The sequence below is a fragment of the Aeromicrobium senzhongii genome (assembly GCF_014334735.1).
GTDB classification, from domain to species: domain Bacteria; phylum Actinomycetota; class Actinomycetes; order Propionibacteriales; family Nocardioidaceae; genus Aeromicrobium; species Aeromicrobium senzhongii.
The window spans coordinates 2,874,027-2,895,789 of record NZ_CP060587.1 but is presented as its reverse complement, the minus strand read 5'-3'; the positions used below and the strand labels follow the sequence as shown (position 1 = coordinate 2,895,789).

20 protein-coding genes and 1 tRNA gene are annotated in these 21,763 nt (G+C 69.8%); 11 read left to right on the top strand and 10 right to left on the bottom strand.

From position 1 onward, the window contains the following. Positions 1–156: 156 nt before the first annotated feature. Positions 157–2,025, bottom strand: a complete 1,869-nt coding sequence (locus H9L21_RS14200) for an acyl-CoA dehydrogenase (protein ID WP_154597468.1) — start codon at positions 2,023–2,025, stop codon at positions 157–159. Between the two features lie 363 nt (positions 2,026–2,388). Here H9L21_RS14200 and H9L21_RS14195 point away from each other — a divergent pair, with 363 nt between their 5' ends. Continuing rightward, the gene (locus H9L21_RS14195) at positions 2,389–3,309 is read left to right on the top strand and encodes a LysR family transcriptional regulator (protein ID WP_154597469.1); all 921 of its coding nucleotides are present in this window, start codon (positions 2,389–2,391) and stop codon (positions 3,307–3,309) included. Positions 3,310–3,312: 3 nt separating this feature from the next. Here the strand turns inward: H9L21_RS14195 and H9L21_RS14190 are convergent, their stop codons facing one another. The 3 genes from H9L21_RS14190 to H9L21_RS14180 are packed head-to-tail and all read right to left on the bottom strand — an operon-like array spanning position 3,313 to position 6,166. After that, positions 3,313–4,044, bottom strand: a complete 732-nt coding sequence (locus tag H9L21_RS14190) for a sulfite exporter TauE/SafE family protein (protein WP_154597470.1) — start codon at positions 4,042–4,044, stop codon at positions 3,313–3,315. Positions 4,045–4,088: 44 nt separating this feature from the next. Continuing rightward, positions 4,089–5,369 (bottom strand): uracil-xanthine permease family protein, encoded by a 1,281-nt coding sequence (locus tag H9L21_RS14185; RefSeq protein ID WP_154597471.1) that lies wholly within the window; start codon positions 5,367–5,369, stop codon positions 4,089–4,091. Between the two features lie 44 nt (positions 5,370–5,413). Beyond that, a complete protein-coding gene (locus tag H9L21_RS14180) occupies positions 5,414–6,166 on the bottom strand; it encodes an enoyl-CoA hydratase (RefSeq protein WP_154597472.1) in 753 nt (250 codons plus the stop codon). 23 nt (positions 6,167–6,189) lie between these two features. On the opposite strand from H9L21_RS14180, the gene H9L21_RS14175 reads away from it, so the two are divergent. Next, positions 6,190–7,080, top strand: coding sequence for an alpha/beta fold hydrolase (locus H9L21_RS14175; protein ID WP_154597473.1), 891 nt, complete (start codon positions 6,190–6,192; stop codon positions 7,078–7,080). 37 nt (positions 7,081–7,117) lie between these two features. Then, positions 7,118–7,191: transfer RNA gene (locus tag H9L21_RS14170), tRNA-Gly, on the top strand. Between the two features lie 647 nt (positions 7,192–7,838). On the opposite strand, the gene H9L21_RS14165 is transcribed toward H9L21_RS14170, so the two are convergent. Continuing rightward, complete coding sequence (locus H9L21_RS14165) at positions 7,839–8,051, bottom strand: hypothetical protein (protein ID WP_154597474.1); 213 nt, start codon at positions 8,049–8,051, stop codon at positions 7,839–7,841. Beyond that, positions 8,051–8,512: a hypothetical protein gene (locus tag H9L21_RS14160; protein WP_154597475.1), complete on the bottom strand. Its 462-nt coding sequence runs from the start codon at positions 8,510–8,512 to the stop codon at positions 8,051–8,053. The genes H9L21_RS14165 and H9L21_RS14160 overlap by 1 nt, the downstream gene beginning before the upstream one ends. 56 nt (positions 8,513–8,568) lie before the next feature. Between H9L21_RS14160 and H9L21_RS15630 the strand changes: the two genes are divergently transcribed. Beyond that, positions 8,569–8,715 carry an abortive infection family protein gene (locus H9L21_RS15630; protein WP_154597476.1) on the top strand — a complete coding sequence of 49 codons (147 nt, stop codon included), beginning with the start codon at positions 8,569–8,571 and terminating at the stop codon, positions 8,713–8,715. Positions 8,716–8,909: 194 nt separating this feature from the next. On the opposite strand, the gene H9L21_RS14150 is transcribed toward H9L21_RS15630, so the two are convergent. After that, a complete protein-coding gene (locus tag H9L21_RS14150) occupies positions 8,910–9,329 on the bottom strand; it encodes a universal stress protein (protein ID WP_187411590.1) in 420 nt (139 codons plus the stop codon). Between the two features lie 122 nt (positions 9,330–9,451). Between H9L21_RS14150 and dcd the strand changes: the two genes are divergently transcribed. From dcd to H9L21_RS14120, 6 genes are all read left to right on the top strand, one after another. Continuing rightward, positions 9,452–10,030, top strand: coding sequence for a dCTP deaminase (gene dcd, locus H9L21_RS14145; RefSeq protein WP_187411589.1), 579 nt, complete (start codon positions 9,452–9,454; stop codon positions 10,028–10,030). A gap of 5 nt (positions 10,031–10,035) precedes the next feature. Further along, positions 10,036–10,845 (top strand): HAD family hydrolase, encoded by an 810-nt coding sequence (locus H9L21_RS14140; RefSeq protein ID WP_154597477.1) that lies wholly within the window; start codon positions 10,036–10,038, stop codon positions 10,843–10,845. 80 nt (positions 10,846–10,925) lie between these two features. Next, complete coding sequence (locus H9L21_RS14135) at positions 10,926–11,831, top strand: pseudouridine-5'-phosphate glycosidase (RefSeq protein WP_187411588.1); 906 nt, start codon at positions 10,926–10,928, stop codon at positions 11,829–11,831. Then, positions 11,828–12,697, top strand: a complete 870-nt coding sequence (locus H9L21_RS14130; protein ID WP_154597478.1) for a carbohydrate kinase family protein — start codon at positions 11,828–11,830, stop codon at positions 12,695–12,697. Before H9L21_RS14135 ends, H9L21_RS14130 begins: the two co-directional genes overlap by 4 nt. A gap of 92 nt (positions 12,698–12,789) precedes the next feature. Next, the gene (locus H9L21_RS14125; RefSeq protein WP_154597479.1) at positions 12,790–13,710 is read left to right on the top strand and encodes an ABC transporter ATP-binding protein; all 921 of its coding nucleotides are present in this window, start codon (positions 12,790–12,792) and stop codon (positions 13,708–13,710) included. After that, a complete protein-coding gene (locus H9L21_RS14120; protein WP_154597480.1) occupies positions 13,707–14,501 on the top strand; it encodes an ABC-2 transporter permease in 795 nt (264 codons plus the stop codon). Before H9L21_RS14125 ends, H9L21_RS14120 begins: the two co-directional genes overlap by 4 nt. Before the next feature lie 67 nt (positions 14,502–14,568). Here the strand turns inward: H9L21_RS14120 and H9L21_RS14115 are convergent, their stop codons facing one another. From H9L21_RS14115 to H9L21_RS14105, 3 genes are all read right to left on the bottom strand, one after another. Next, positions 14,569–17,637: a heterodisulfide reductase-related iron-sulfur binding cluster gene (locus H9L21_RS14115; RefSeq protein ID WP_154597481.1), complete on the bottom strand. Its 3,069-nt coding sequence runs from the start codon at positions 17,635–17,637 to the stop codon at positions 14,569–14,571. 94 nt (positions 17,638–17,731) lie between these two features. Then, entirely contained in the window at positions 17,732–18,913 is a 1,182-nt protein-coding gene (locus tag H9L21_RS14110; protein WP_222865796.1) for an MFS transporter, read from the bottom strand. Next, positions 18,910–19,455, bottom strand: a complete 546-nt coding sequence (locus H9L21_RS14105; protein ID WP_154597482.1) for a DUF4916 domain-containing protein — start codon at positions 19,453–19,455, stop codon at positions 18,910–18,912. Before H9L21_RS14105 ends, H9L21_RS14110 begins: the two co-directional genes overlap by 4 nt. Positions 19,456–19,609: 154 nt before the next feature. On the opposite strand from H9L21_RS14105, the gene H9L21_RS15565 reads away from it, so the two are divergent. Then, positions 19,610–21,757: a DUF6801 domain-containing protein gene (locus tag H9L21_RS15565; RefSeq protein WP_304518637.1), complete on the top strand. Its 2,148-nt coding sequence runs from the start codon at positions 19,610–19,612 to the stop codon at positions 21,755–21,757. Positions 21,758–21,763 lie beyond the last annotated feature (6 nt).

Sequence of the window (21,763 nt, the reverse complement as noted above, 5' to 3'; positions counted from 1 at the left end):
TCCTACTCCCTCCACTTTTGGAACTGGATCCACGTTCCACCGGCCGATCGACGTGGATCCGGTTCCAAAAGTGGAGCCGGGGTCGGGGTGAGGGACGTCCCCACGCACGAGCGGCGCGCACCCACCGGGTGCGCGCCGCTCGAGTGAGTCAGTGGCTCAGAAGGCCGCTTCGTCCAGCTCCATGACGTCGAGGTCGACGGCCTCGGCCATCGCACGCTCGGCGGCCAGGCGGGGCAGGACGGTCTTGGCGAAGAAGGACGCCGCGGCGACCTTGCCCTCGTAGAACGACTTGTCCGCACCGGTGGCGCCGGCATCGAGCTTGTTCTGCGCGACCTCGGCGCCACGCAGCAGCAGCCAGGACACGACCAGGTCGCCCAGGACGTAGACCAGGCGCGTCGTGTTCAGCGCGACCTTGTAGACGTTGCGGGCGTCGCCGTTCTCGTCGGCCGGGTTCGAGGCCATGAGGTCGTTGAACATCGCCGTGATGACGGCGGTGGTGTCCTCGAGGCCCTTCGCCAGCAGGTCGCGCTCGACCTTGAGGCGGCCGTTGCCCGACTCGTTGTCGATGAACGCCTTGATCTGGTCCGACAGGTAGCCCAGCGCGCGGCCCTGGTCCTTCACGATCTTGCGGAAGAACAGGTCCTGGCCCTGGATCGCCGTGGTGCCCTCGTAGAGCGTGTCGATCTTGGCGTCACGGACGTACTGCTCGAGCGGGTACTCCTGCAGGAAGCCCGAGCCGCCGAAGGTCTGCAGCGACTCGGTGCCCAGCAGGACCCAGGAGCGCTCGGAGCCGTAGCCCTTGACGATCGGCAGCAGCAGGTCGTTGACCGAGTGCTCGAGGCTGGCGTCCTCGCCCGACTCCTTCTTGACCATGACCTCGTCCTGGAAGGACGCGGTGTAGATCATCAACGACCGCAGGCCCTCGGCGAACGCCTTCTGCGTGAGCAGCGAGCGGCGCACGTCGGGGTGGTGCGTGATCGTGACGCGCGGGGCGTCCTTGGCCGGGTTCAGCATGTCGGCGCCCTGGACGCGCTCCTTGGCGTACTCGAGCGCGTTGAGGTAGCCGGTCGACAGCGTCGCGATGGCCTTGGAGCCGACCATCATGCGGGCGTTCTCGATGACGCGGAACATCTGGTTGATGCCGTCGTGCACCTCGCCGAGCAGCCAGCCGGTGGCCGGGCCGCCGAGCTGGGGATCGCCGAAGGTGACCTCGCATGTGGCCGAGACCTTGATGCCCATCTTCTTCTCGACGTTGGTGACGTAGACGCCGTTGCGCTCGCCGGTCAGCTCGCCGGTCTCGAGGTCGAAGTGGTGCTCGGGGACCAGGAACAGCGACAGGCCCTTGGTGCCCGGGCCACCGGCGCCCTCGACGCCGACGGGACGCGCCAGCACCATGTGCATCGTGTTCTCGCCCAGGTCGCTGACGGCCGAGGTGATGAAGCGCTTGACGCCCTCGATGCGCCACGTGCCGTCCTCGTTCGGGAAGGCCTTGGTGCGGCCGGCGCCGACGTCGGAGCCGGCGTCGGGCTCGGTGAGGACCATCGTGGTCAGCCACTTGCGGTCGATCATGGTCTGCGCGATCTTCTGGTCGCGCTCGTTGCCGTTCTCCCACACGACGCGGCTGAAGGCCGGGCCGGCGCCGTACATCCAGATGGCGGGGTTGGCGCCCAGGACGAACTCGCCCATGGCCCACACGAGGGAGGAGGGGGCGGGCTGGCCACCGAGCTCGGTCGGCAGCTGCAGGCGCCACCACTCGGCGTCCATCCAGGCCTGGTAGCTCTTGGCGAACTCGGGGTTCTGCTTCAGCGTGTGGGTGGCCGGGTCGAAGACCGGCGGGTTGCGGTCGGCGTCGACGAACGACGCGGCGAGGTCCTCGCGCGACAGGCGCTCGACCTCGGCGAGGATGCTCTTCGCCGTGTCGACGTCGACCTCGTCGAAGGGACCGGTGCCGAGGACGGACTGGCGGTCGAACAACTCGAAGAGGTTGAACTCGACGTCGCGCAGATTGCTCTTGTAGTGGCTCATGGGCCGTGGACCTCCGGGAAGATGAAGCTGCCAGTGTTACTGGCGGGTTCTACTGGCCAGTAACTAGATCGTACTCCAGCGTCGTACCAGTGCGAAAGGCGATCCCGGAAAGAAAAACGACCCGTCTCCGTGCGGAGAGCGGGTCGGTTCTGGGGAGGTGCCGTCAGACGCGACGCGTAGGGACGCGGGTCAGGCCGTCGGTGGCGACCAGGTAGGCCGTGTGGATGGTGCCCGCGGTGAGGGCGACGACAGCGGCGAGGGTGAGGAAGGTCATGGGTGCTCCTTTCGTTCTCCCTCCATTCTGCGTCGTGCCACTGTCAAGGACAATCCAACAGAACTTCATCGAAGATGTAGTTTGTCTACATGGATGCGCGACGCCTTGCGATGCTGCGGGAACTGGCCGAACGGGGCACCGTGGGGGCGGTCGCCGATGAGATGGACGTCACTCCCTCGGCCGTGTCGCAGCAGCTGAAGATCCTCGAGGCAGAGGCGGGAGTGCCGCTGTTAGAGCCGGCCGGCCGCGGCGTGAGGCTGACTGCCGCAGGGCGGGCGCTGGCCGAGACGGCGACCGAGGTGGCCGTCGCACTCGAGCGGGCCGAGGCCAAGTGGCGCGAGTACCTCGGCGGCCCCGCCGGCGACGTCACCTTGACGGTGTTCCCGACCGGCGGCGAGATGCTCCTGCCGGGACTGTTGTCGCGGGTGGGCGCCGAGCCGGCGGTCAACCTGATCTGCTCGGACCGCGACCCGACGCAGCGGTTCGAGGTCCTGGACATGGTGGCCCACTTCGACATCGTCGTCGCGGACTCCCCGTCGGCCACCGAGGAGTGGCACGACCGCGGCCTGCAGTTGGTCCCGCTCATGCGCGAGCCCCTCGACGTCGCTCTGCCCGAGGACCACCGGCTCGCGGACCGGCCGAGCCTCTCGCCCAAGGACGTCGTCGGCGAGACCTGGATCGGCGCACCGCGCGACTTCCCCTACGACCGCGTGCTGCAGCATCTGGTGACCGTCACCGGCGAGTCGGTGCGCATCGCCCAGCGGTTCGACGACAACGGCGTCGTCGAGGCCGTCGTGGGCGCGGGGCACGGGATCGCGATCCTGCCGCGGTTCACGACCCGGACCCGCGACAACGGGCTCGTCACGCGCCCGCTGGTCGGCATCCGTGCCCGGCGCGACATCACGGCCGTCCTGCGACCGGACCGCTTCGAGCGGCCCAGCGTGCGGTTCGTGGTGCAGGCCCTGCGCGAGGAGGCTCGCGCCGTCGCCGATCGCCACGGCGCGCTCTGACCCTCACCGGGCGGCGTCGACCAGCAGCCAGAGGGCGACCAGGGTGATGGCCACGAGGTAGAGCCGGTCGAACCTGCGCTCGGGCATGCGGTCGAGGAACCGGCTGCCCAGCCAGGTCCCGCCGATGACACCGGCGATGCCGGCGGCGGCCGCGGGCGCCTGGGACGCGGGCAGCAGGCCGACCACGCCGAACAGCACCAGCTTGGCGAGGTGCCCGGACACCTGGGTGGCGGCGAACGTGCCGACGAAGCCCAGTCGGTCGCTGGTGCCGGCTCGGAAGAAGGGCGCAGCCAGCGGGCCGGTCGCACCGACCACGGGATTCAGCGCGCCGATCACGCCGCCCAGACCGATCCACCCGGCGGTGCCCGGGGCACGGAAGGGCCGCGAGAGCCACTCGGGCAGCCAGGTCGCGGCCAGCACGGCCACGGCGATGAGCGCCTGCAACGCCGCCTCCGGCGCCTCCCGCGCGAGGGGGAGCGTCAGCGCTCCGGCCGGCAGGAGCAGCAGCGAGGTCTTCCAGACGACGGACCAGTCGACGTCCCGGTGCCGGACGACGGTACGCGTGCCGTTGGAGACCACCTGGATGGCCGCGTGCAACGGGATGGCCACGAGGGGGTCGACGAAGGCGACGAGGACGGCCAGCAGCACGATCCCGCCGCCGAAGCCGAGCACCGCGGTGAGCGCCGAGGTGGCGACGGCGCACACGCCGACGAGCACCACCGTTTCCAGGCCCACGGGACGTGTCTACCGTCTCGAGGCCCGCAGCGCCGGGTGGCGCGTCAGGCGCCCGGGTCGACCGGGTCCTTCGAGACCGTCTCGTGCGGATCGCGCTGGAGCGCCCGCATCACGTGGTAGATCACGATCGCGGCGATCGACCCGAGCGTGATGCCCGACAGGGACACGTCGCCCCGGGCGACCGTCAGGTTGCCGATGCCGATGATCAGGGCGGCGGCCGCGGTGTACAGGTTCACCGGGTCGGCGAAGTCGATGTGGTTGTCCGACCAGATCCGCACGCCGATCAGGCCGATGAGGCCGTAGAGGGCCACGGTGACGCCACCGATGACCCCCTCGGGGATCGTCATGAGCAGGGCGCCGAACTTGGGGGAGAGGCTCAGCAGCATCGCGACGACGCCGGCGACGACGTAGGCCGCGCTCGAGAAGACGCGCGTCGCGGTCATGACGCCGATGTTCTCGCCGTAGGTCGTGGTGGCGGAGCCGCCGAAGCCGCCGGCGACGGTCGTAGCGACCCCGTCGGCGATCAGCGCACGGCCCGACTCGCGGTTGATCGCGGGGCGGTTCGTGAGGTGCGCGACGCTGCGCACGTGACCCACGTTCTCGGCGACGAGCGCGAGCACGATGGGCAGGAACATGGGCAGCACGGACCAGTCGACCGTGGGGTGGTGGAAGTCGGGCAGCCCGATCCACGCGGCCTTGTCGACCTTGTCGAAGCTGACGTCACCCAGCCCGAGTGCCACGAGGTATCCCACGATGATGCCGAAGAGGATCGACAGGCGGGCGGCGAAGCCGCGCAGCACCACGGCCGACAGGCAGACGACGGCGAGGGTGATGGTCGCGACGAGGGGCGCCTTGCCGTAGTTCTCCGTCGCGGCGCCGGCGAGGGCGAAGCCGATGAGCGCCACGATCGCACCCGTGACGACGGGCGGCATGAGCCGGTCGAGCCACGCCGCGCCGGTGATCTGCACGAGGGCGCCGATGAGCGCCAGCAGGATGCCCGTGCACATGATGCCGAACAGCGCCGAGCCCATGTCGCCGTCCTCGACGAGCGCCTTGACCGGGGCGATGAACGCGAACGACGAGCCCAGGTAGCTGGGCAGGCGGCCCCACGTGATGAGCAGGAAGAACAGCGTGCCGAAGCCGGAGAAGAACAGCGTCGTCGTCGGCGGCATGCCCGTGAGCAGCGGCACGAGGAACGTCGCACCGAACATCGCCACGACGTGCTGGGCGCCGAACCCGATCGTGCGCGGCCACGACAGTCGTTCCTCGGGCAGGACGATCGCGCCGGGCTTCACGTTCGTGCCGTCACCATGCAGGGTCCACATGGACCCTTACTTTCCCACGGGTCGGGGTCGACCGTCGCGGGGGATCAGCGCGAGGCGAACTTCGCGGCGAAGGCCGCGAACTCCTCGCTGCTGAGCGACTCGGCCTGCGCCCACGACTCGAAGTTCAGCGACTCGTGCAGGTCGGACCGCACCGCGACGCCGACGGACTTCTTGATGTCGGCCATCAGCTTGGGGTTGCGCTTGGCCCAGCTCTGGGCGAGGACCGCCGCACGGGCCTTCGGGTCCTTGTCGATCTCCTGGGCGATGCCCAGGCGCAGTCCGGTCTCGGCGTCGATGATGTCGCCGTTGAACAGCGCCGCTGCCGTGTTGGCCGAGCCGATCCGCTGGGTCAGCATCCAGGTGCAGCCACCGCCGGGGTGCAGGCCGATGCGGCTGAACGTGGGGCCGAAGCCTGCCTGCGGACCGGCGATGATCACGTCGCAGGCCAGGGCGATGTTGAGCCCGGCGCCGACGGCGGCGCCCTGCACGGCGGCGATCGTGGGGATCGAGAGGCTGCGGATGCCGAGGAACGAGGAGTAGACGTTCATCAGGTGCTCGCGCAGGACGTCGGCGGGGCGGCTGGTGTCGCCGAAGAGGCTCTCGAGGTTCGCGCCGGAGCAGAACGCCTTGCCCGCGCCGGTGACCACCAGGGCACGGGCCTCGTCGTCGGCGGCCACGGACTCGACGGCCGCACGCAACTCCTGCAGGAGCGGCCAGTCGAGCGCATTGAGCCGGTCGGGGGCGTTCAGGGTGATCGTGCGGACGGTGTCTTCGCGGCCGAGTTCGACGAGAGGCATGTGATCAACCTTACGATCGCCCTATGACCTCTCCGACCCTGCCGGTCGTTCCCGGCGTCGAACACCGATGGATCGATGTCGACGGGGTGCGTCTGCACGTCGCCGAGGCGGGTCTGGCCCATCAGTCCGTCGACCGTCCGTCCGTGGTGCTCGTGCACGGCTGGCCCCAGCACTGGTTCTGCTGGCGGCACGTGATGCCGGCGCTCGCCGAGACGCACCACGTGGTCGCCGTCGACCTGCGCGGCGCGGGCTGGAGTGACGTGCCGGAGGGCCCGGGCGCCTACGACAAGCGGGTCATGGCCGACGAGATCGCCCGCGCGATCGAGGAGCTCGGCCTCGACCGGCCGATCCTCGTCGGGCACGACTGGGGTGCCTGGATCTCGCTGTTGGTCGCCAGCCGCCACGAGGGTGCCGTCCGCGGGGTCGTCGCCGCCGCGATCGTCGCGCCCTGGGCCGACATCCCGTTGCACCAGATGTGGCGCTTCGCCTACCAGCCGATCGTCGGCGGTCCAGGCGGTGCCTTCCTGCAGCGGCAGGCGGGGCAGGTCGTCCTGAAGACGATCTTCAAGCTGGGGGCCGCCTCGGGCTACCGGTGGCAGCGCTCGGACCGTGAGGAGTACCTCGCGCGCTTCCGCGAGCCGGCCCGGGCCCGGGCCGGGCAGGCGCTCTATCGCACGTTCATGCTCCAGGAGATCCCGAAGGTCGGGCGAGGCTACGCGCGCCGCGTCGAGGAGATTCCGCTGCTGTTCCTGCCGGGCACGGCCGACACCGTCCTGGCGCCGTCCATCGTGCGTCGCGCCGAGGGCCCGCCGAACGTCACCGTGACCGCGATCCCCGGTTCCGGCCACTGGATCCCCGAGGAGAAGCCCGCCGAGCTGATCGCTCAGGTGCGCGACTTCCTGCGCCAGTTCTGACCCCGGTCGCCGGTGCTTGTACGATCGACGCAGCACCGCCGGTGTAGCTCAATGGCAGAGCGCTTGCTTCCCAAGCAAGATACGCGGGTTCGATTCCCGTCACCGGCTCCACGGGTTGTTCGGGTAACTGAGCAATTTCAGTCGGGAAACTCCCGCTCAAACTGACGTTTGGGCGGGAGTTCTCTGTTGGGGCCGGTCAGGCCCATGTCAACGCCGTGTCAACAACGACGAAGCCCCGCCGATCAGTGATCGGACGGGGCGTCGGGCTGTTTTCGGGGTCGCCAAGTTTGCTGGCTGTGGCGGTGTGGGTCGCGTTCAGTTCAACGCGGGGAAGATGAGCGGGTTCGAGTCCGGTGAGGACTCAGGTCCGTTCTGGTGGGTCGTCGTCGTCCCAGTTCGTGACGAGTGGCTCGCCGGGCTTCCACTGACCGAGGGTCATCTCGTGGAGACGGCGACGCTTGCGCGTTTTCGGAGCGGCCGCCTTTGTGTCACGGTCGCGAACCTTGCTCAGGAACTTCGCGATGGCACGCATCGAGTGGCTCGCTGACGGCACGTTGGACGCGGGGAGTGGGAATGCCTTCTCGACACCCCATCTGGTGCTGGGTCAGCGTCCCGTCGCGAGTAAGCGGGTCTCTGCCGCACAAACCGACGATGGCCACGCTCGCCAAATTCTCGCTGCGCTGCGTTGACGAGACGTGACAGCGCCGCCGAGGCGCACCCGGTGGGGTGAAACCTCGACGGCGCCGACTCGTCGTTCGTCAGTTGTGACGGGTCGACGTGCCCGTCTGCTTCGGGCGCTTGAACTCGCCCTTGAAGTACGCGACCACCACGCTCCCGGCGATGATCGATACCGTCCCGATGAGACCCGCCTTCACGATGTCCGCTCCGGCTGCCATGTCCCCGGGGGCAAACACCAGACCAAACCAGAAGAACATCGTCGCGACTACTGCGGTGTTCACGATTTCCTTCATCAACAGTTCACCGTCTTCCACCTAGTTAACACTCCGGACGGAATGAAGAAGTGCAGTTCGATGCACTTCCCGTTCTTTGCTGCGCTTACGAACGACTTCCTCAACTTCGTGCCCACCAGAGCGACCGCGGCCGCGCACGTCGCCTTGCCGATGAGGGCCGGGATCCCCGTGCACAAGACCCCCGCGAAGATGGCCGCTGTGGCGCCCTCATCGACACGATTGCGGATCTTCTTCGTCTCGGACTTGCTGAACTTCACGCAGAGGTGCGTGTATGCGTCACACGTGAAGTACTTCGGGTCAGCGGTCACCGGGAAAGCGATGTCCGCCTGCCGATGGTCGACCACCTGAACGAGGTTACTTCCGTCCGTCACGTACCGAGTGGCAACTTCGACACCGTTCGCGTCCACGGCCCACGGCTTCTCGATCGCGGCGACCGGTTCACCGGTCTCGACGTCGATCACTCCGGCACTTCCGTCCTCCTCGAGAACGACCTCCTCGCCGACACCTACGAAACGCGTTGAGCGATGCACACGGCAAGAGCAAACGAGCAGTGGCCCCCGGCCCTAGGCATGCACGGTTCGCCGTCACGATGGCATTCGGCGTCGCACAGTTCTTGGTCGACACGCATCTCGCCAAGTCGTTTGAACGTTCCGAAGCGTCGTAGATCGTCAGCGAGAAGGTCGGAAGCCGAGGTCGGCCGTGGAAAACCTGCAGCTAAGCGTGGAATCCGTCGAAACACCCGAGACGGAACGAGTTGAGTTCACAGGCAGTTCCGAGTTTCCCGACCGACCCTCCACGGACGTCGCGAGCAGCGCCCGGGCGGGGCCTCGAAAGGCTCCCGCCCCGGGCGTTCCGGAGTCAGACCGTCTTGACGATGTAGACGTCGCAGGGCGCGTGGTGAGCCACATCGGTGGCGACGCTGCCCAGCAGTCGGCTGATGCCCTGGACGCGACGGTTGCCCACCACGATGAGGTCGGCGTCGATCTCCCTGGCGACCTGCACCAGGGCGTCGGCGGGCTTGCCGGGCGCCGGGCTGGCCTGGACGGTTCCCTTGTAGGACAGGCTCTCGGCGACCTGGCGCGCGATGGCCTCGGCCCGCTCGCCGGGGCTGAGCGGATGCATGCCCTCGGGGAGGTCGGAGGGTGCGCCGCCCTTTTCGTCGACGGCGGTCACGATGTGCAGGGTGGCGCCGGTGGCCGAGGCCAGTCCGGCCGCGACCTCGGCGGCGCGCTGGGCGCTGTCGCTGCCGTCCACGCCGACCAGGATGTTCTTGTACACGTGCTGCTCCTCACGATTGGTTTCTCGCACGATGGCACACGTGGGGTTCACGCGCCGAGTGTGAAGAGCCGTTCCGCTCCGGGGCGCGGCTCCGCGCGCCGCCCGTGCGTTAGGTTCTCCTTGTGCTGCTTTCGGACCGCGACATCCTCGCCGAGATCGACGCCGGACGGGTCGCGCTCGACCCCTACGAGCCCTCGATGATCCAGCCGTCGAGCATCGACGTGCGCCTCGACAAGTTCTTCCGGGTGTTCGACAACCACAAGTACCCCCACATCGACCCGGCGCAGGACCAGTCCGACCTCACGCGCGAGGTCGAGGTCAACGGCGACGACGCGTTCATCCTGCACCCGGGCGAGTTCGTGCTGGGCTCCACGTACGAGTACGTGACGCTGCCCGACGACGTCGCTGCGCGGCTCGAGGGCAAGTCCTCCCTGGGGCGCCTCGGCCTCATGACGCACTCCACCGCCGGCTTCATCGACCCGGGCTTCCAGGGCCACATCACCCTCGAGCTCGCCAACGTCGCGACCTTGCCGATCAAGCTCTACCCCGGCATGAAGATCGGGCAGCTGTGCTTCTTCAGGCTGACCTCGGCGGCCGAGAACCCCTACGGCTCCACGAAGTACGGCTCCCGCTATCAGGGCCAGCGTGGACCGACGGCCTCCCGGTCCCACGCGAACTTCCACCGGAGTGTGATCGACTAGAGGGCATGACCGCGCCCGACATCCGACTCGTCGTGGCCGACCTCGACGGCACCCTGCTCGACGAGCACAAGCGCCTCCCGGACGGGACGATCGACCTGATCCGCGATCTGCAGGCGGCGGGTGTGGCGTTCGCCCCCGCGAGTGGCCGGCAGTGGGCGACCCTGACCGCCATGTTCGAACCGGTCTCGGACGGCCTCGTGATCATCGCCGAGAACGGCTCCTACGTCACGGACCGCGGGACCGAGGTGGCCGTGCACCCCCTCGACGCCGCGTGGGTCTCGACGAGCGTGGCCCGGATCCAGGAGCTGGCCGACGAGGGCGTCGACCTGGGCATCGTCGTGTGCGGCGTGAAATCGGCCTGGATCACCCGCACCGACCGGCCGTTCCTGGACCAGGTCGAGCCGTACTACCGGCGCCTCGAGGTGACGGACGACCTGACCACGATCGACGACACGATCATCAAGCTCGCCGTGCACGACTTCGGCGACCTCGAGGCGGTCACGGCGCCGTTCCTGCGCGAGTACTGCCACCCGAATCCCGTCGCGGTCTCGGGCGCCCACTGGGTCGACGTGATGGCCGAGGGCGTCGACAAGGGACTCGCCGTCCGCGAGCTGCAGAAGGCCATGGGCATCGACGCCACGCAGACGATGGCCTTCGGCGACTACCTCAACGACTACGAGATGCTGCAGGCCGCGGACTGGTCGTTCGCCATGGGCAACGCCCACCCCGACATCATCGACGTCGCCAACTACACCGCCCCGCCGAACACCGAGAACGGCGTCATCACCACCGTCCGGACGGTCCTGGGCATCTGAGCGTCATCGGGGAGTGCCGAGGTCACGACGTGACTCCGGGACTCCCCGACAACGACGCTCACGGCGGATAGAGTCACGACGTGAACGTCCAGCCGTCCCCCGAAGTCGCCGCCGCGCTGTCCGAGGGACGGCCCGTCGTCGCCCTCGAGTCCACGATCATCAGCCACGGCCTGCCGCGCCCCGACAACCTCGCCGCGGCGCAGGAGTTCGAGGAGATCCTGCGGTCACAGGGCGTCACGCCCGCCACGATCGCGGTGCTCGACGGCGAGCTGAAGGCCGGTCTGACGGCCGACGAACTGGCCCGCATCGCCAACGAGGACGTCCCGAAGCTGACGGTGCGCGACCTGCCCGTCGTGCTGGCCATGGCGGGCAGTGGCGCCACGACCGTCGCGGCGACGTCATGGATCGCCGACCGCGCCGGCATCCGGGTCTTCGCCACCGGCGGCCTCGGCGGCGTGCACCGCGGCGCGTCGGAGACGTTCGACGAGTCCGCCGACCTGACGGTGCTGGGCGAGGTGCCCATCACCGTGGTCTCGGCCGGCGTGAAGTCGATCCTCGACATCCCGGCCACCCTCGAGCGCCTCGAGACCCTGGGCGTCATCGTGCTCGGGTTCCAGACCAAGGACTTCCCCAGCTTCTGGCTGACGTCCTCGGGGCACCAGCTCGACTGGCGGGCCGAGGACGCGTACGCCGTGGCTGCCGTGATGCGCAGCCGCGACGCGATGGGCCTGACCTCGGGCATCGTCGTCGCCAACCCCCTGCCCGAGGAGAAGCAGCTCGACCCCGTCGTCCACGACGAGGCGCTCGAGCGGGCGCTCGCCGAGGCGGACGCCCAGGGCCTCTCGGGCAAGGAGGTCACGCCCTTCCTGCTCCAGCGGATCGTCGAGCTGACCGGCGGCGACAGCCTCGCGGTCAACCTCGACATCGCGCGCAACAACATCGCGGTCGCGGCACGCATCGCGAAGGCGGCGGTGGAGCACCCGTGATCCTCGTCGTGGGTGACGTCGTCGACGACATCGGCGTCCTGCCCCTCGAGCCCGTGGCTCCGCGCAGTGACACCCGCTCGCAGATCCGGATGACGCCCGGGGGCTCCGCAGCGAACACCGCTGCCTGGCTGGGCTTCCTCGGCTCGGACACCCGGTTCTTCGGCAAGGTCGGCAACGACGGCATCGAGCGCCACGGCGGCGCGCTGCGTGAGCACCAGGTCGACCCGCGTCTGGTCGCCGACCCGCTGCTGCCGACCGCCACCATCGTCCTGACGCTCGACGACGAGGCCGACCGCACGATGTACGTCGACCGCGCGGCCAACGGCACCCTCACGGTCGACGAGATCCCCGACGACCTCCTGCAGGACGTCGACTGGCTGCACCTGACCGGGTACACCTTCTTCGACCCGCAGACCCGCGATGCGGCCATCGAGCTGATCGCCCGGGCGAAGCAACGCGGCGCCGGCGTCAGCGTCGACCCCAGCACCACCGCGTTCCTGCGCGAGGTCACCCCCGAGGCGTTCGTCGAGTGGACCCGCGGCGCCGACCTCGTGCTGCCCAACCTCGACGAGGCACGGTTGCTGATCGGCGCGACCGGCCCGTTCGTGGACTTCGACGCCCTCACCCGGATGTATCCGCACGTGGTCGTGACCCTGGGGTCCATGGGCGCGGCCTACGTCGCGGGGGACATCCGCGAGCAGGTCGCCTCGCCACGGATCCAGGTCGTGGACACGACCGGAGCCGGCGACGCCTTCACCGCGGGCTTCCTCGCCTCGTGGGTGTCGCAGCGCGAGCCGCGCACGGCACTGCAGGGCGGCATCGGCGCCGCCAGCCGCTGCGTCCAGCAGCGCGGCGCCCGACCCTGAGCCCGGACCCCGGCCGACCTCGGGGTCGGGTGGGGGCTGGCCGGGGGAGTCGCCCGATGTGCTGACGGACTCCGCGGGCAGACGCTGGGCGCATGATCGAAGCAAACTCCCTGACGAAACACTACGACGACGCCGTCGCCGTGGACGGGATCGACCTCGTGGTCCGGCCGGGATACGTCACCGGCTTCCTCGGACCCAACGGCGCCGGCAAGTCCACCACGATGCGCATGATCCTCGGCCTCGACCGACCGACCTCCGGGACCGTCACCGTGAACGGACGGTCCTACACCGAGCTGGCCGCGCCCCTGCGCGAGGTCGGCGCCCTCCTCGAGGCGAACGCCCTGCACCCCGGGCGCACGGCTCGCCACCACCTGCGGCAGCTGGCCACCAGCAACCGCATCCCGGCGTCACGGGTCGACGAGGTCCTCGACCTCGTCGGACTGAGCGACGTCGCCGATCGCCGGGCCGGGACGTTCAGCCTCGGCATGGGCCAGCGGCTCGGGATCGCCGGTGCCCTCATCGGCGACCCCGCGGTGGTCGTCCTGGACGAGCCGGTCAACGGGCTCGACCCGGAGGGCATCCGCTGGGTGCGATCCTTGGCGCGCCGGTTGGCCGACGAGGGCCGGACGGTCTTCATCTCCAGTCACCTCATGAGCGAGATGGCCCTGATGGCCGATCACCTCGTCGTGGTCGGCCGCGGGCGGATCCTGGCCGACTGCTCGATGGAGCAGTTCATGCAGGACCACGCCACCTCGACCGTGCGGGTGAGGACCCCGGACCCGGCGGCCGCGGCGCACGCCCTGCCGCGGGCCGAGCTCGCCCGCGAGGGCGACGCCCTGGTCGTGCGCGGGATGGGCGCCGCCGAGATCGGCGACGCCCTCTTCGGCGCCGGGGTGCGGGTCCACGAGCTCGCCCCCCAGCGGTCCTCGCTCGAGGACGCCTTCATGACCCTGACCGCCGACGCGGTGCAGTTCCACGCCGCGTCCCACACTCCCGAGGACGTGCCCGCATGACCACCGTGACCGCTCCCGCCAGCGCGGGACCCACCTGGCTCGACGCCGTCCGCGCCGAGCGACAGAAGCTGTTCAGCGTCCGATCCACGTGGTGGACGCTGGCCGCGATCGTGGTGCTCGGCGCCGGGCTCACCACGATCATCTGCGCGGCGAGCGCCGATTGGCTCGCCAGTGACGACGCCGACGAGGCGGTCGGCTCCTTCATCACCTGGGGCATGATGATCGCCCAGGTCGGCGCCGTCGTGCTGGGCGCCCTGGCCGTCACGACCGAGTACGGCTCGGGACAGATCCGGTCCACGTTCGCGGCGACGCCGGCGCGCGGCCGGGTGCTGGCCGCCAAGGCCCTCGTCGTCACCGTGGTGCTGTTCGTCGCCGGCACGGTCACGGCGCTGCTCGGCTACGTCGGCGGCAACTGGTTCCTCGACCGCGAGGGCATCGGCATGGCGCTCGAGGGGGACGTCCTGCGCTCGATGTACGGGTCGGGTCTGTACCTGGCCGGCCTCGGACTCATGTCCGTGGGCGCCGGCTTCATCCTGCGCCACACCGCCGGGGTCATCTCCCTGCTGCTGGCCCTGGTGTTCGTCCTCTCGGCCATGGCACCGCTCATCCCCGGTGTCGTGGGGGAGTGGATCGAGAAGCTCATGCCCGGCAACGCGGGCGCCTCGATCGCCACCCCGGTGGCGTTCAACCCCGGACTGCTCGATCCCTGGCCCGGGTACGGAGCCTTCGTGGTCGAGATCGCCGTCGTGCTGGCCGTCGCGTGGATCCTGGTGAAGCGGCGCGACGCCTGAGCCCTTTCGGGAACGACATCGCGCCAGCGCCCCTGAGGGGCACTGGCGCGATGTCGGATGAGGGCCGTCAGGCCTTCGTGTCGTCGCTCTCGACGTTCGACGCGTCGGTCGCTGATCCGCTCAGGTCCTCGCCCGAGGGGTTCGCCTCGCTCAGGGGCGCGGCGTCCTCGGAGACCGGATCGGGTGCCGGAGCATCCTCGACGGGCGTGATGGCCGCCAGCTCCTCCTGCTCGGGGGTGGGCTCGGCGTGCTTCTCGGCCGGGATCTCGGGCCTCGGGTCGTCGTACACGACCGACTCCGCGTCGGGGTTGGTCGTGTCGCCGCTCTCGGGGTGCGGCTCCGGCTTCGGCTCGTCCTCGGCCGCCGTGTGGGGCTTCGGCTCGTCCTCGATCGAGTCGAGCAGCGACGGCTGCTCGTGCTCGGTCGCCGGCGTGGCGTCGGCCTTCGGCTCTTCCTCGGGCGTCGGCTCGGCCGCGGGCTCAGCGTCGGGCTCGGGCGTCGGCTCAGCCTCGGGCTGGTCGGCCCCGTCCTCGGAGCCGAACTCCGGCTGCGACACCGCGGTGCCGACGGCCTCGGGCTCGGGATCGGACTGGGCCGGCTCGTCCTCGGGCTCGGTCGCCACGGAGACGGGCTTGGTGCCCTCGGCGTCGGCAGCGCCCTCGGGCGTCGCGTCCCCGGACTCGAAGATGCCGCCCGCCGTGCCCTGGTCGTCGACCGCGATGTTGTGCTTCGCGGCCACCTCGGCGTCCGCGGCCCGGCTGTCGCCCTCGGGGTTGTCGAGGTCGGCACCGGCGTCGGTGGGCGCCTCGGCGGACTCGTGGGCGTCGGCGGCAGCGCCGACGTCCTCGGTGTCCGTCAGCGTGCCGGCGTCGGCCGTCGCCTCCGGGCCCGGCTCGGCGTCCTCGGGCTCGTCACCCGCGGCGTGCGAGTCGGCCGCCGCGGCGGCGAGCGCCTCGGCCTCGGCCACGACGTCCTCCTCCGAGCGCTTGACGGCCTGCAGCAGCAGCTGCGCCACATCGAGCACCTCGACGTTCAGCAGCGACTCGTCGTCGGCCTGCTTGGCGGTGAGGCCGTCGGCCAGCATGACGCGGCAGAACGGGCAGCCCACGGCGATCTTCTCGGCACCCGTACCGATGGCTTCCTCGGTGCGGTTGATGTTGATGCGCGAGCCGATCTTCTCCTCCATCCACATGCGGGCGCCGCCGGCGCCACAGCAGAACGAGGTCTCCTTGGCGCGATCCATCTCGACGTAGTCCGCACCGGTCGCGCCGATCAGCTCGCGCGGCGGCGAGTAGACCTGGTTGTGGCGGCCCAGGAAGCACGGGTCGTGGTAGGTGACCTTCGCCGCGGGAGCGGCGGGCGCGATCGGCTTGAGCTTCTTCTCGCGCACGAGGCGGTTGAGCAGCTGCGTGTGGTGCACGACCTCGAGCTCGACGCCGAGCTCCTTGTACTCGTTCTTCAGCGTGTTGAAGCAGTGCGCGCAGGTCGAGACGACCTTCTTGACGTTGACTTCCTCGAACGTCGCGACGTTCTCCATCGCGAGCTGCTTGAAGACGATCTCGTTGCCGGCGCGGCGAGCCGAGTCGCCGGAGCAGGTCTCGCCGTCACCGAGCACCGCGAACGTGACGCCCGCGATGTCCAGCAGCTCGGCGACCGCCTGCGTGGTCTTCTTCGCGCGGTCCTCGAACGCACCGGCGCAACCGACCCAGAACAGCCACTCGACCTCGTCGAGGGACTCGACGTCGACGCCGACCTGCTTGACCTCGAAGTCGAGGTCCTCGGCCCACTTCATGCGGTCGCGCGGGTTCATGCCCCACGGGTTCCCCTTGCGCTCCAAGCCCTTGAAGATGTTGTTGAGCTCGGTGGGGAAGTTCGACTCGACGAGCACCTGGTAGCGGCGCATGTTGTCGATGTGGTCGACGTGCTCGATGTCGACCGGGCACTGCTGGACGCAGGCGCCGCAGTTGGTGCAGGACCACAGGACGTCGGGATCGATGACGCCGAAGAGGTCCTCGGTGCCGATGAGCGGACGCTCGAGCTCGCGCTGCTGCTCCTCGGTGAGCGTCTCGGGATCGGCGCCCAGCAGGGGGACCTTGGCGTACGCGTGCTCGCGCAGGCCCATCATCAGCAGCTTGGGCGACAGCGGCTTCTCGGTGTTCCATGCGGGGCACTGGCTCTGGCAGCGGCCGCACTCGGTGCAGGTGGAGAAGTCCAGGATGCTCTTCCAGGAGAAGTCCTCGACCTTGCCGACGCCGAGCTTCTCGAACTCCTCCTCCTCCATGTCCTCCATGGTTTCGAGGTCGAGCGGCTTGCCGCCGACGTAGAGGGGGACGAGGGCGCCCAGTGCGGTGCTGCCGTCGGACTCGCGCTTGAAGTAGATGTTGAACCAGGCCAGGAAGCGGTGCCAGGCGACACCCATCGTGAGGTTCTTGCCGATGACCATCAGCCAGACGGTGGCCGAGACGACCTTGACCACGGCGATGATGGAGATGGCGGCCTCGAGGCCGGTGACGGACAGGCCGGACCAGAGGGTCTCGCCGATCCAGCTCGTGGTGGGGAAGTGGAAGGCGCTGGCATGGCTGTCGCCCTCGAGCTTCATCAGCTGGTACTCGGCGCCGCGGATGAGGATGCCGGCGCCGCACTCGAGCGCCACCATCGCCTCGACGAAGTAGGCCTGGCCGAAGCGCGAGCCGAAGAAGCGGCTCTTGCGGCCGAGGTTGCGCGGGTGGTTGCGCTGGCGGATCACGATGAGAGCCGCGATGCCGATCAGGCCGAGCCAGGAGATGGCCTCGCTGACCCACTCGAAGAGGAAGAAGTGTCCGATCAGCGGCAGCACCAGGTGCGGGTTCCAGACCTGCAGGTACGCGGTGGCGACCGCGGTGCTGAGGATCAGGAAGCTGAAGAACACCGCCCAGTGCAAGATGCCCACCCAGTGCCACTGGAGCATGCGGGTGTGACCGAGAGTCTCGACCAGCATGTTCTTGGTGCGGCTCTTCGGGTTGTCGGTGCGTCCGTACGCAGGCGTGCCGGCGCGGATGACTCCGAGCATCCGCTTGATGCCGGGTGCCAGGTAGTACACCGCCAACGCCGTCGAGACCACAGTGATCACGCCGGCGATGATGTTGATCGGTTCCATGCCGATTCCTCTCGCGGTTCAAGCAGTTTGTGCTGACCCTAATCTGCGGCGATCAGCGTTGCTGAGTTAGGCCTGCCAAAGGCCTGCCCAGATGTTACCTGCGAGTAGCAACAGGTACGAGCGCGATCGCGAACAGGGGGAAGATCGCGGCTCCCGCGAAGGCCCAGCCGTAGCCCGCATGTTGGATCACCGCGCCCATCAACGGAGGCACCGCTGCGGCCGTCAGGTACTGGCCGGTGTTCTGGATCCCGAAGGCGCGTCCCGACCACAACGGGCCGGCGATCTCGGCGACCGCGGTGAACGCCAGCCCGTTGGGCGCCACCGTGACGACGGCGGCCACGACCATGACCGCGATGGCCAGGGGAGTCGCGTCGAAGGCCGCGAGGGCGACCATCACCACGGTCGCGGCGGTCGCGACCTGCCGCATCGGGCCGAGGCGGTCGCCGACCCGGTCCGACCACCAGCCGGCGCCGACGCGTCCGGCCGCCCCCAGTACTTGGGATCCCGCGTAGAGCGCTCCGGCGGCCGCGGCGCTCCAGCCGTGTCGGTCGATCAGCCACAGCAGCATGAAGCTCCAGACCACGTACTGCGGGATCACCAGCAGTGCCGACGCGGCGTGGATGCGCACCAGGCGGACGTCGCCGCGGTAGGGGTTCGCCGCGGCCACGGGATCGGAGCTCCGGGGCCGCGGCGGATCGACGACGGTGAGCCCGACGAAGATCGTCGAGACGACGGCCAGGCCCACGCACAGGCCCACGACCGAGGCGATGCCGCGCTGGTCGGCCCAGCCCGGGACGACGAGTGCCGCGAGGCCGACGCCCAGCGGGAGACCGGTCTGGCGGATGCCCATCGCCAGCCCGCGTCGCTCGGCCGGGAACCACCCGACGACGAGGCGGCCGCTGGCGGAGTTGGAGCTGCTCGCCCCCACGCCGCACAGGGCGAACCCGGCGGCCAGGAGGGTCGCCTCGTCGGCGCGCGCGCCGGTCAGGGCCACGGCGCTGCCGGCCACGAGGATCAGCAGCCCGGCGGTGAGCGAGATGCGCTCGCCGACCCGGTCCACGACCGCGCCCCAGGCCACGAGCGTCAGCAGGGTGCCGACGGTCGGCGCGGCAGCCAGGCCACCGCTCGCGACGAGCGACAGGCCTTGGTCCAGGTGCAGGAACGGGATCAGTAGCAGCGGGGTCGAGACGATCGCGGTGGCCGTGACCTGGGCGGCCATCGCGGCCGTGAGCATGAGCCAGGGGTTGGGGCGCCGCCCGTCCACCCGCCCGGTCACATCAGAGCGCCGAGGTGCGCCATCGCCTGCTGCAGCAGGATCCCGCGGCCGCCCTCGAGCTCGTCGAGGATCGCGGGGGAGAGCGCCTCCTGCGGCGTGAGCCAGCTCAGCTCGAGCGCGTCCTGGCGGGGATCGCACTCGCCGGTGACGGCCACGACGTACGCCAACGCGACGGCATGCTGGCGCGCGTCGTGCAGCGGGGTGATTCCGGGCATCGGGAAGTACTCGGCGACGGTGAACGGCACGATGTTCGCCGGCAGCTGGGGGAACGCCGTGGGGCCGAGGTCCTTCTCGAGATTGCGCATGAGCGCCGAGCGGATCGGCTCGCCGTGGAGCACCCGGCCCGACACGAACGAGCGGGCCAGTGAGCCCGTGGTGGCCGAGCCGCGCAGCAACAGGCCGACCTGCTCGACCTGGCCGAGACTGTCGAGCCGGACGGGCACCGCCTCGACGTACAGGATCGGGACGCGAGAGCGGGTCTCCTCCAGCTGGAACTCCGAGAGCCAGCCGGGATTCGGATCAGGGGTACGCACGGAGGGCATGGGCCCATTGTGGTCGATCCGGGGACGACGGCAGGGCGAGTCGTCTTGCAAAAGATGTTGTCACTGGGAGTTACAGCACTTATGGTGAGGTGGATCACACGCCGTGTTCGGCCTCGTGTCCGTTGCGCAGGCCATCGATGAGGGGATTCATTTCGTGACCTTGCTCCAACCGTCCCGCCGCGTCAGTGCCGCTGCCGCCGCCTGTGCCGTGGTGCTCGTCGGTGCCGTCGGTGGCGGCGTCTTCAGTCCTGCCAGCGCCGACACCACGCTCGACAAGAGCTTCGACTACATGTGTGTCGTCAAGGCCGGTGGCCTCAACCTCGGCAACCGTCCCGTTGGCGTGCGCGCCCAGACGACGGTGCCCGAGAGCGTCAGCCCCGGTGACAAGATCGCGCCGACCCCGGTCACCATCACTCTCGCGATGCCCGAGGTCCTGCGTTCGTCGACGGTGGACCTCGTCGGTGGCGTCGCGGCCAGCGGTGGGTCGACCGACTCGGTCGTGACTCTCACGACCGGCGGCCAGACCACCTCCGTGGCGATCCCCAACCTCTCCTCGCCGCGCCGGGACATCCCGCAGGAGGAGAACGCGCCGTGGACGATCCCCGCGGCGGGCACCGTGCCCGAGATCACCGTGCCCGACTACGCCGTGGACAAGGTCGACGTCGGCCTGCCGGCAGCGTTCAACGTCGTCGCGACGATCTACACGGCCGCCCCCGCGCCCGATGACCAGGTTCCGGCGACCCTGGCCTGCACCGCCGTCGCCGGCAAGGACCTGACCCTGGGATCGATCGGCGTCACGCCGACCGAGGAGCCGACGACCGAGCCCAGCTCGGAGCCGACCACGGAGCCCACGACGGAGCCCACGACCGAGCCGACGACGGAGCCGACGACGGAGCCGACGACCGAGCCGACCACGGAACCGACCACGGATCCCACGACGGAGCCGACGACGGAGCCGACGACGGAGCCGACGACGGAGCCGACGACGGAGCCCACGACGGAGCCGACGACGGAGCCGACCACGGAGCCGACGACCGAGCCCACGACGGAGCCGACGACCGAGCCGACCACGGAGCCGACGACCGAGCCGACGACCGAGCCGACGACCGAGCCCACGACGGAGCCGACGACCGAGCCCACGACGGAACCGACCACGGACCCGACTGACCCGCCGCCCGCCGGTCCGGTGGATCTGTCCAAGAGCTTCAACTACGAATGCAAGGTCACGGCCGGCGGCCTCAACCTCGGCCTCCACGAGGTCGGAGTCCTCGCCGAGACGACGGTTCCGGGGTCGGTGCGTCCGGGCGAGGTCATCTCCCCGCGTCCGGTCGGCATCACGCTGACGATGCCCGAGAAGCTGCGCGCCTCCACGGTGGACCTCCTCGGAGGCGTCGCGGCCGAAGGTGCCTCGACGGACTCGTCCATCACCCTCACCACCGGGGGACAGACGTCGACCGTGGCGATCCCGCGACTGGCGGCGCCGCGTACCGACATCCCGCAGACGACGAACGCGCCGTGGCTGATTCCCGCCTCGGGCGAGGTCCCCGCGATCACCACGCCCGCCTCGGCGGTCGGCACGGTCGAGTTGGGCATGCCCCAGGGGTTCACGGTCAAGGCGACCATCCATCCCGCGGCGGGCGAGACGATCCCTTCGGACCTGACCTGCACGGGACCGGCTGACCTCGATCTCGGCAGCATCCCGGTCAACGGCGACCCGGTCACCTCCCCGACCTCGGAGCCCACGTCGCAGCCGACCTCGGAGCCCACGTCCGAGCCGACCAGCCAGCCCACGTCGGAGCCCACGTCGCAGCCGACGTCCGAGCCGACCGGCCAGCCCACGTCGGAGCCGACCACGGAGCCCACGGACGGAGCCGGAAGCGAGGCGCCGGAGCTCATCAGCTCCGACGTCGTGTCGCCCGGTGACGTGCTCACGTTCTCCTTCGGGCAGAACTGGGTCGGTCGCGAGGTCGCCTTCGAGCTGCACTCCGATCCGATCGCCATGGGCACGCGGACCGTGGACGTGTCGGGCCACGCGTCCGTGCGCGTTCCCGAGAACGCGCCGCTCGGCGAGCACACGGTCGAGCTGGCGAACAACGGTCGTGTCATCGCCGCGATCCCGATCGAGATCGTGGCCGCCGATGCCGGCGGCGATGACGACTGGTCGAACGACGACGCGTACGACGACTCCGACTGGCTCGCCTCCACCGGCGGTCCGAGTGCCGGCCTGGCCGCCCTCGGTGGCGTCCTGGTCCTCGCCGGTGCGGGTGTCGTGCTGATGCGCCGCAGGGCACGTCGGGACTGAGTCCGT

What these genes read in the sequence shown, in the direction of transcription:
- H9L21_RS14200 (WP_154597468.1), bottom strand. Translation starts at nt 2,025, where the DNA reads ATGAGCCACTACAAGAGCAATCTGCGCGACGTCGAGTTCAACCTCTTC.
- H9L21_RS14195 (WP_154597469.1), top strand. Translation starts at nt 2,389, where the DNA reads ATGGATGCGCGACGCCTTGCGATGCTGCGGGAACTGGCCGAACGGGGC.
- H9L21_RS14185 (WP_154597471.1), bottom strand. Translation starts at nt 5,369, where the DNA reads ATGTGGACCCTGCATGGTGACGGCACGAACGTGAAGCCCGGCGCGATC.
- H9L21_RS14180 (WP_154597472.1), bottom strand. Translation starts at nt 6,166, where the DNA reads ATGCCTCTCGTCGAACTCGGCCGCGAAGACACCGTCCGCACGATCACC.
- H9L21_RS14175 (WP_154597473.1), top strand. Translation starts at nt 6,190, where the DNA reads ATGACCTCTCCGACCCTGCCGGTCGTTCCCGGCGTCGAACACCGATGG.
- H9L21_RS14165 (WP_154597474.1), bottom strand. Translation starts at nt 8,051, where the DNA reads ATGAAGGAAATCGTGAACACCGCAGTAGTCGCGACGATGTTCTTCTGG.
- H9L21_RS14140 (WP_154597477.1), top strand. Translation starts at nt 10,036, where the DNA reads ATGACCGCGCCCGACATCCGACTCGTCGTGGCCGACCTCGACGGCACC.
- H9L21_RS14125 (WP_154597479.1), top strand. Translation starts at nt 12,790, where the DNA reads ATGATCGAAGCAAACTCCCTGACGAAACACTACGACGACGCCGTCGCC.
- H9L21_RS14120 (WP_154597480.1), top strand. Translation starts at nt 13,707, where the DNA reads ATGACCACCGTGACCGCTCCCGCCAGCGCGGGACCCACCTGGCTCGAC.
- H9L21_RS14115 (WP_154597481.1), bottom strand. Translation starts at nt 17,637, where the DNA reads ATGGAACCGATCAACATCATCGCCGGCGTGATCACTGTGGTCTCGACG.
- H9L21_RS14105 (WP_154597482.1), bottom strand. Translation starts at nt 19,455, where the DNA reads ATGCCCTCCGTGCGTACCCCTGATCCGAATCCCGGCTGGCTCTCGGAG.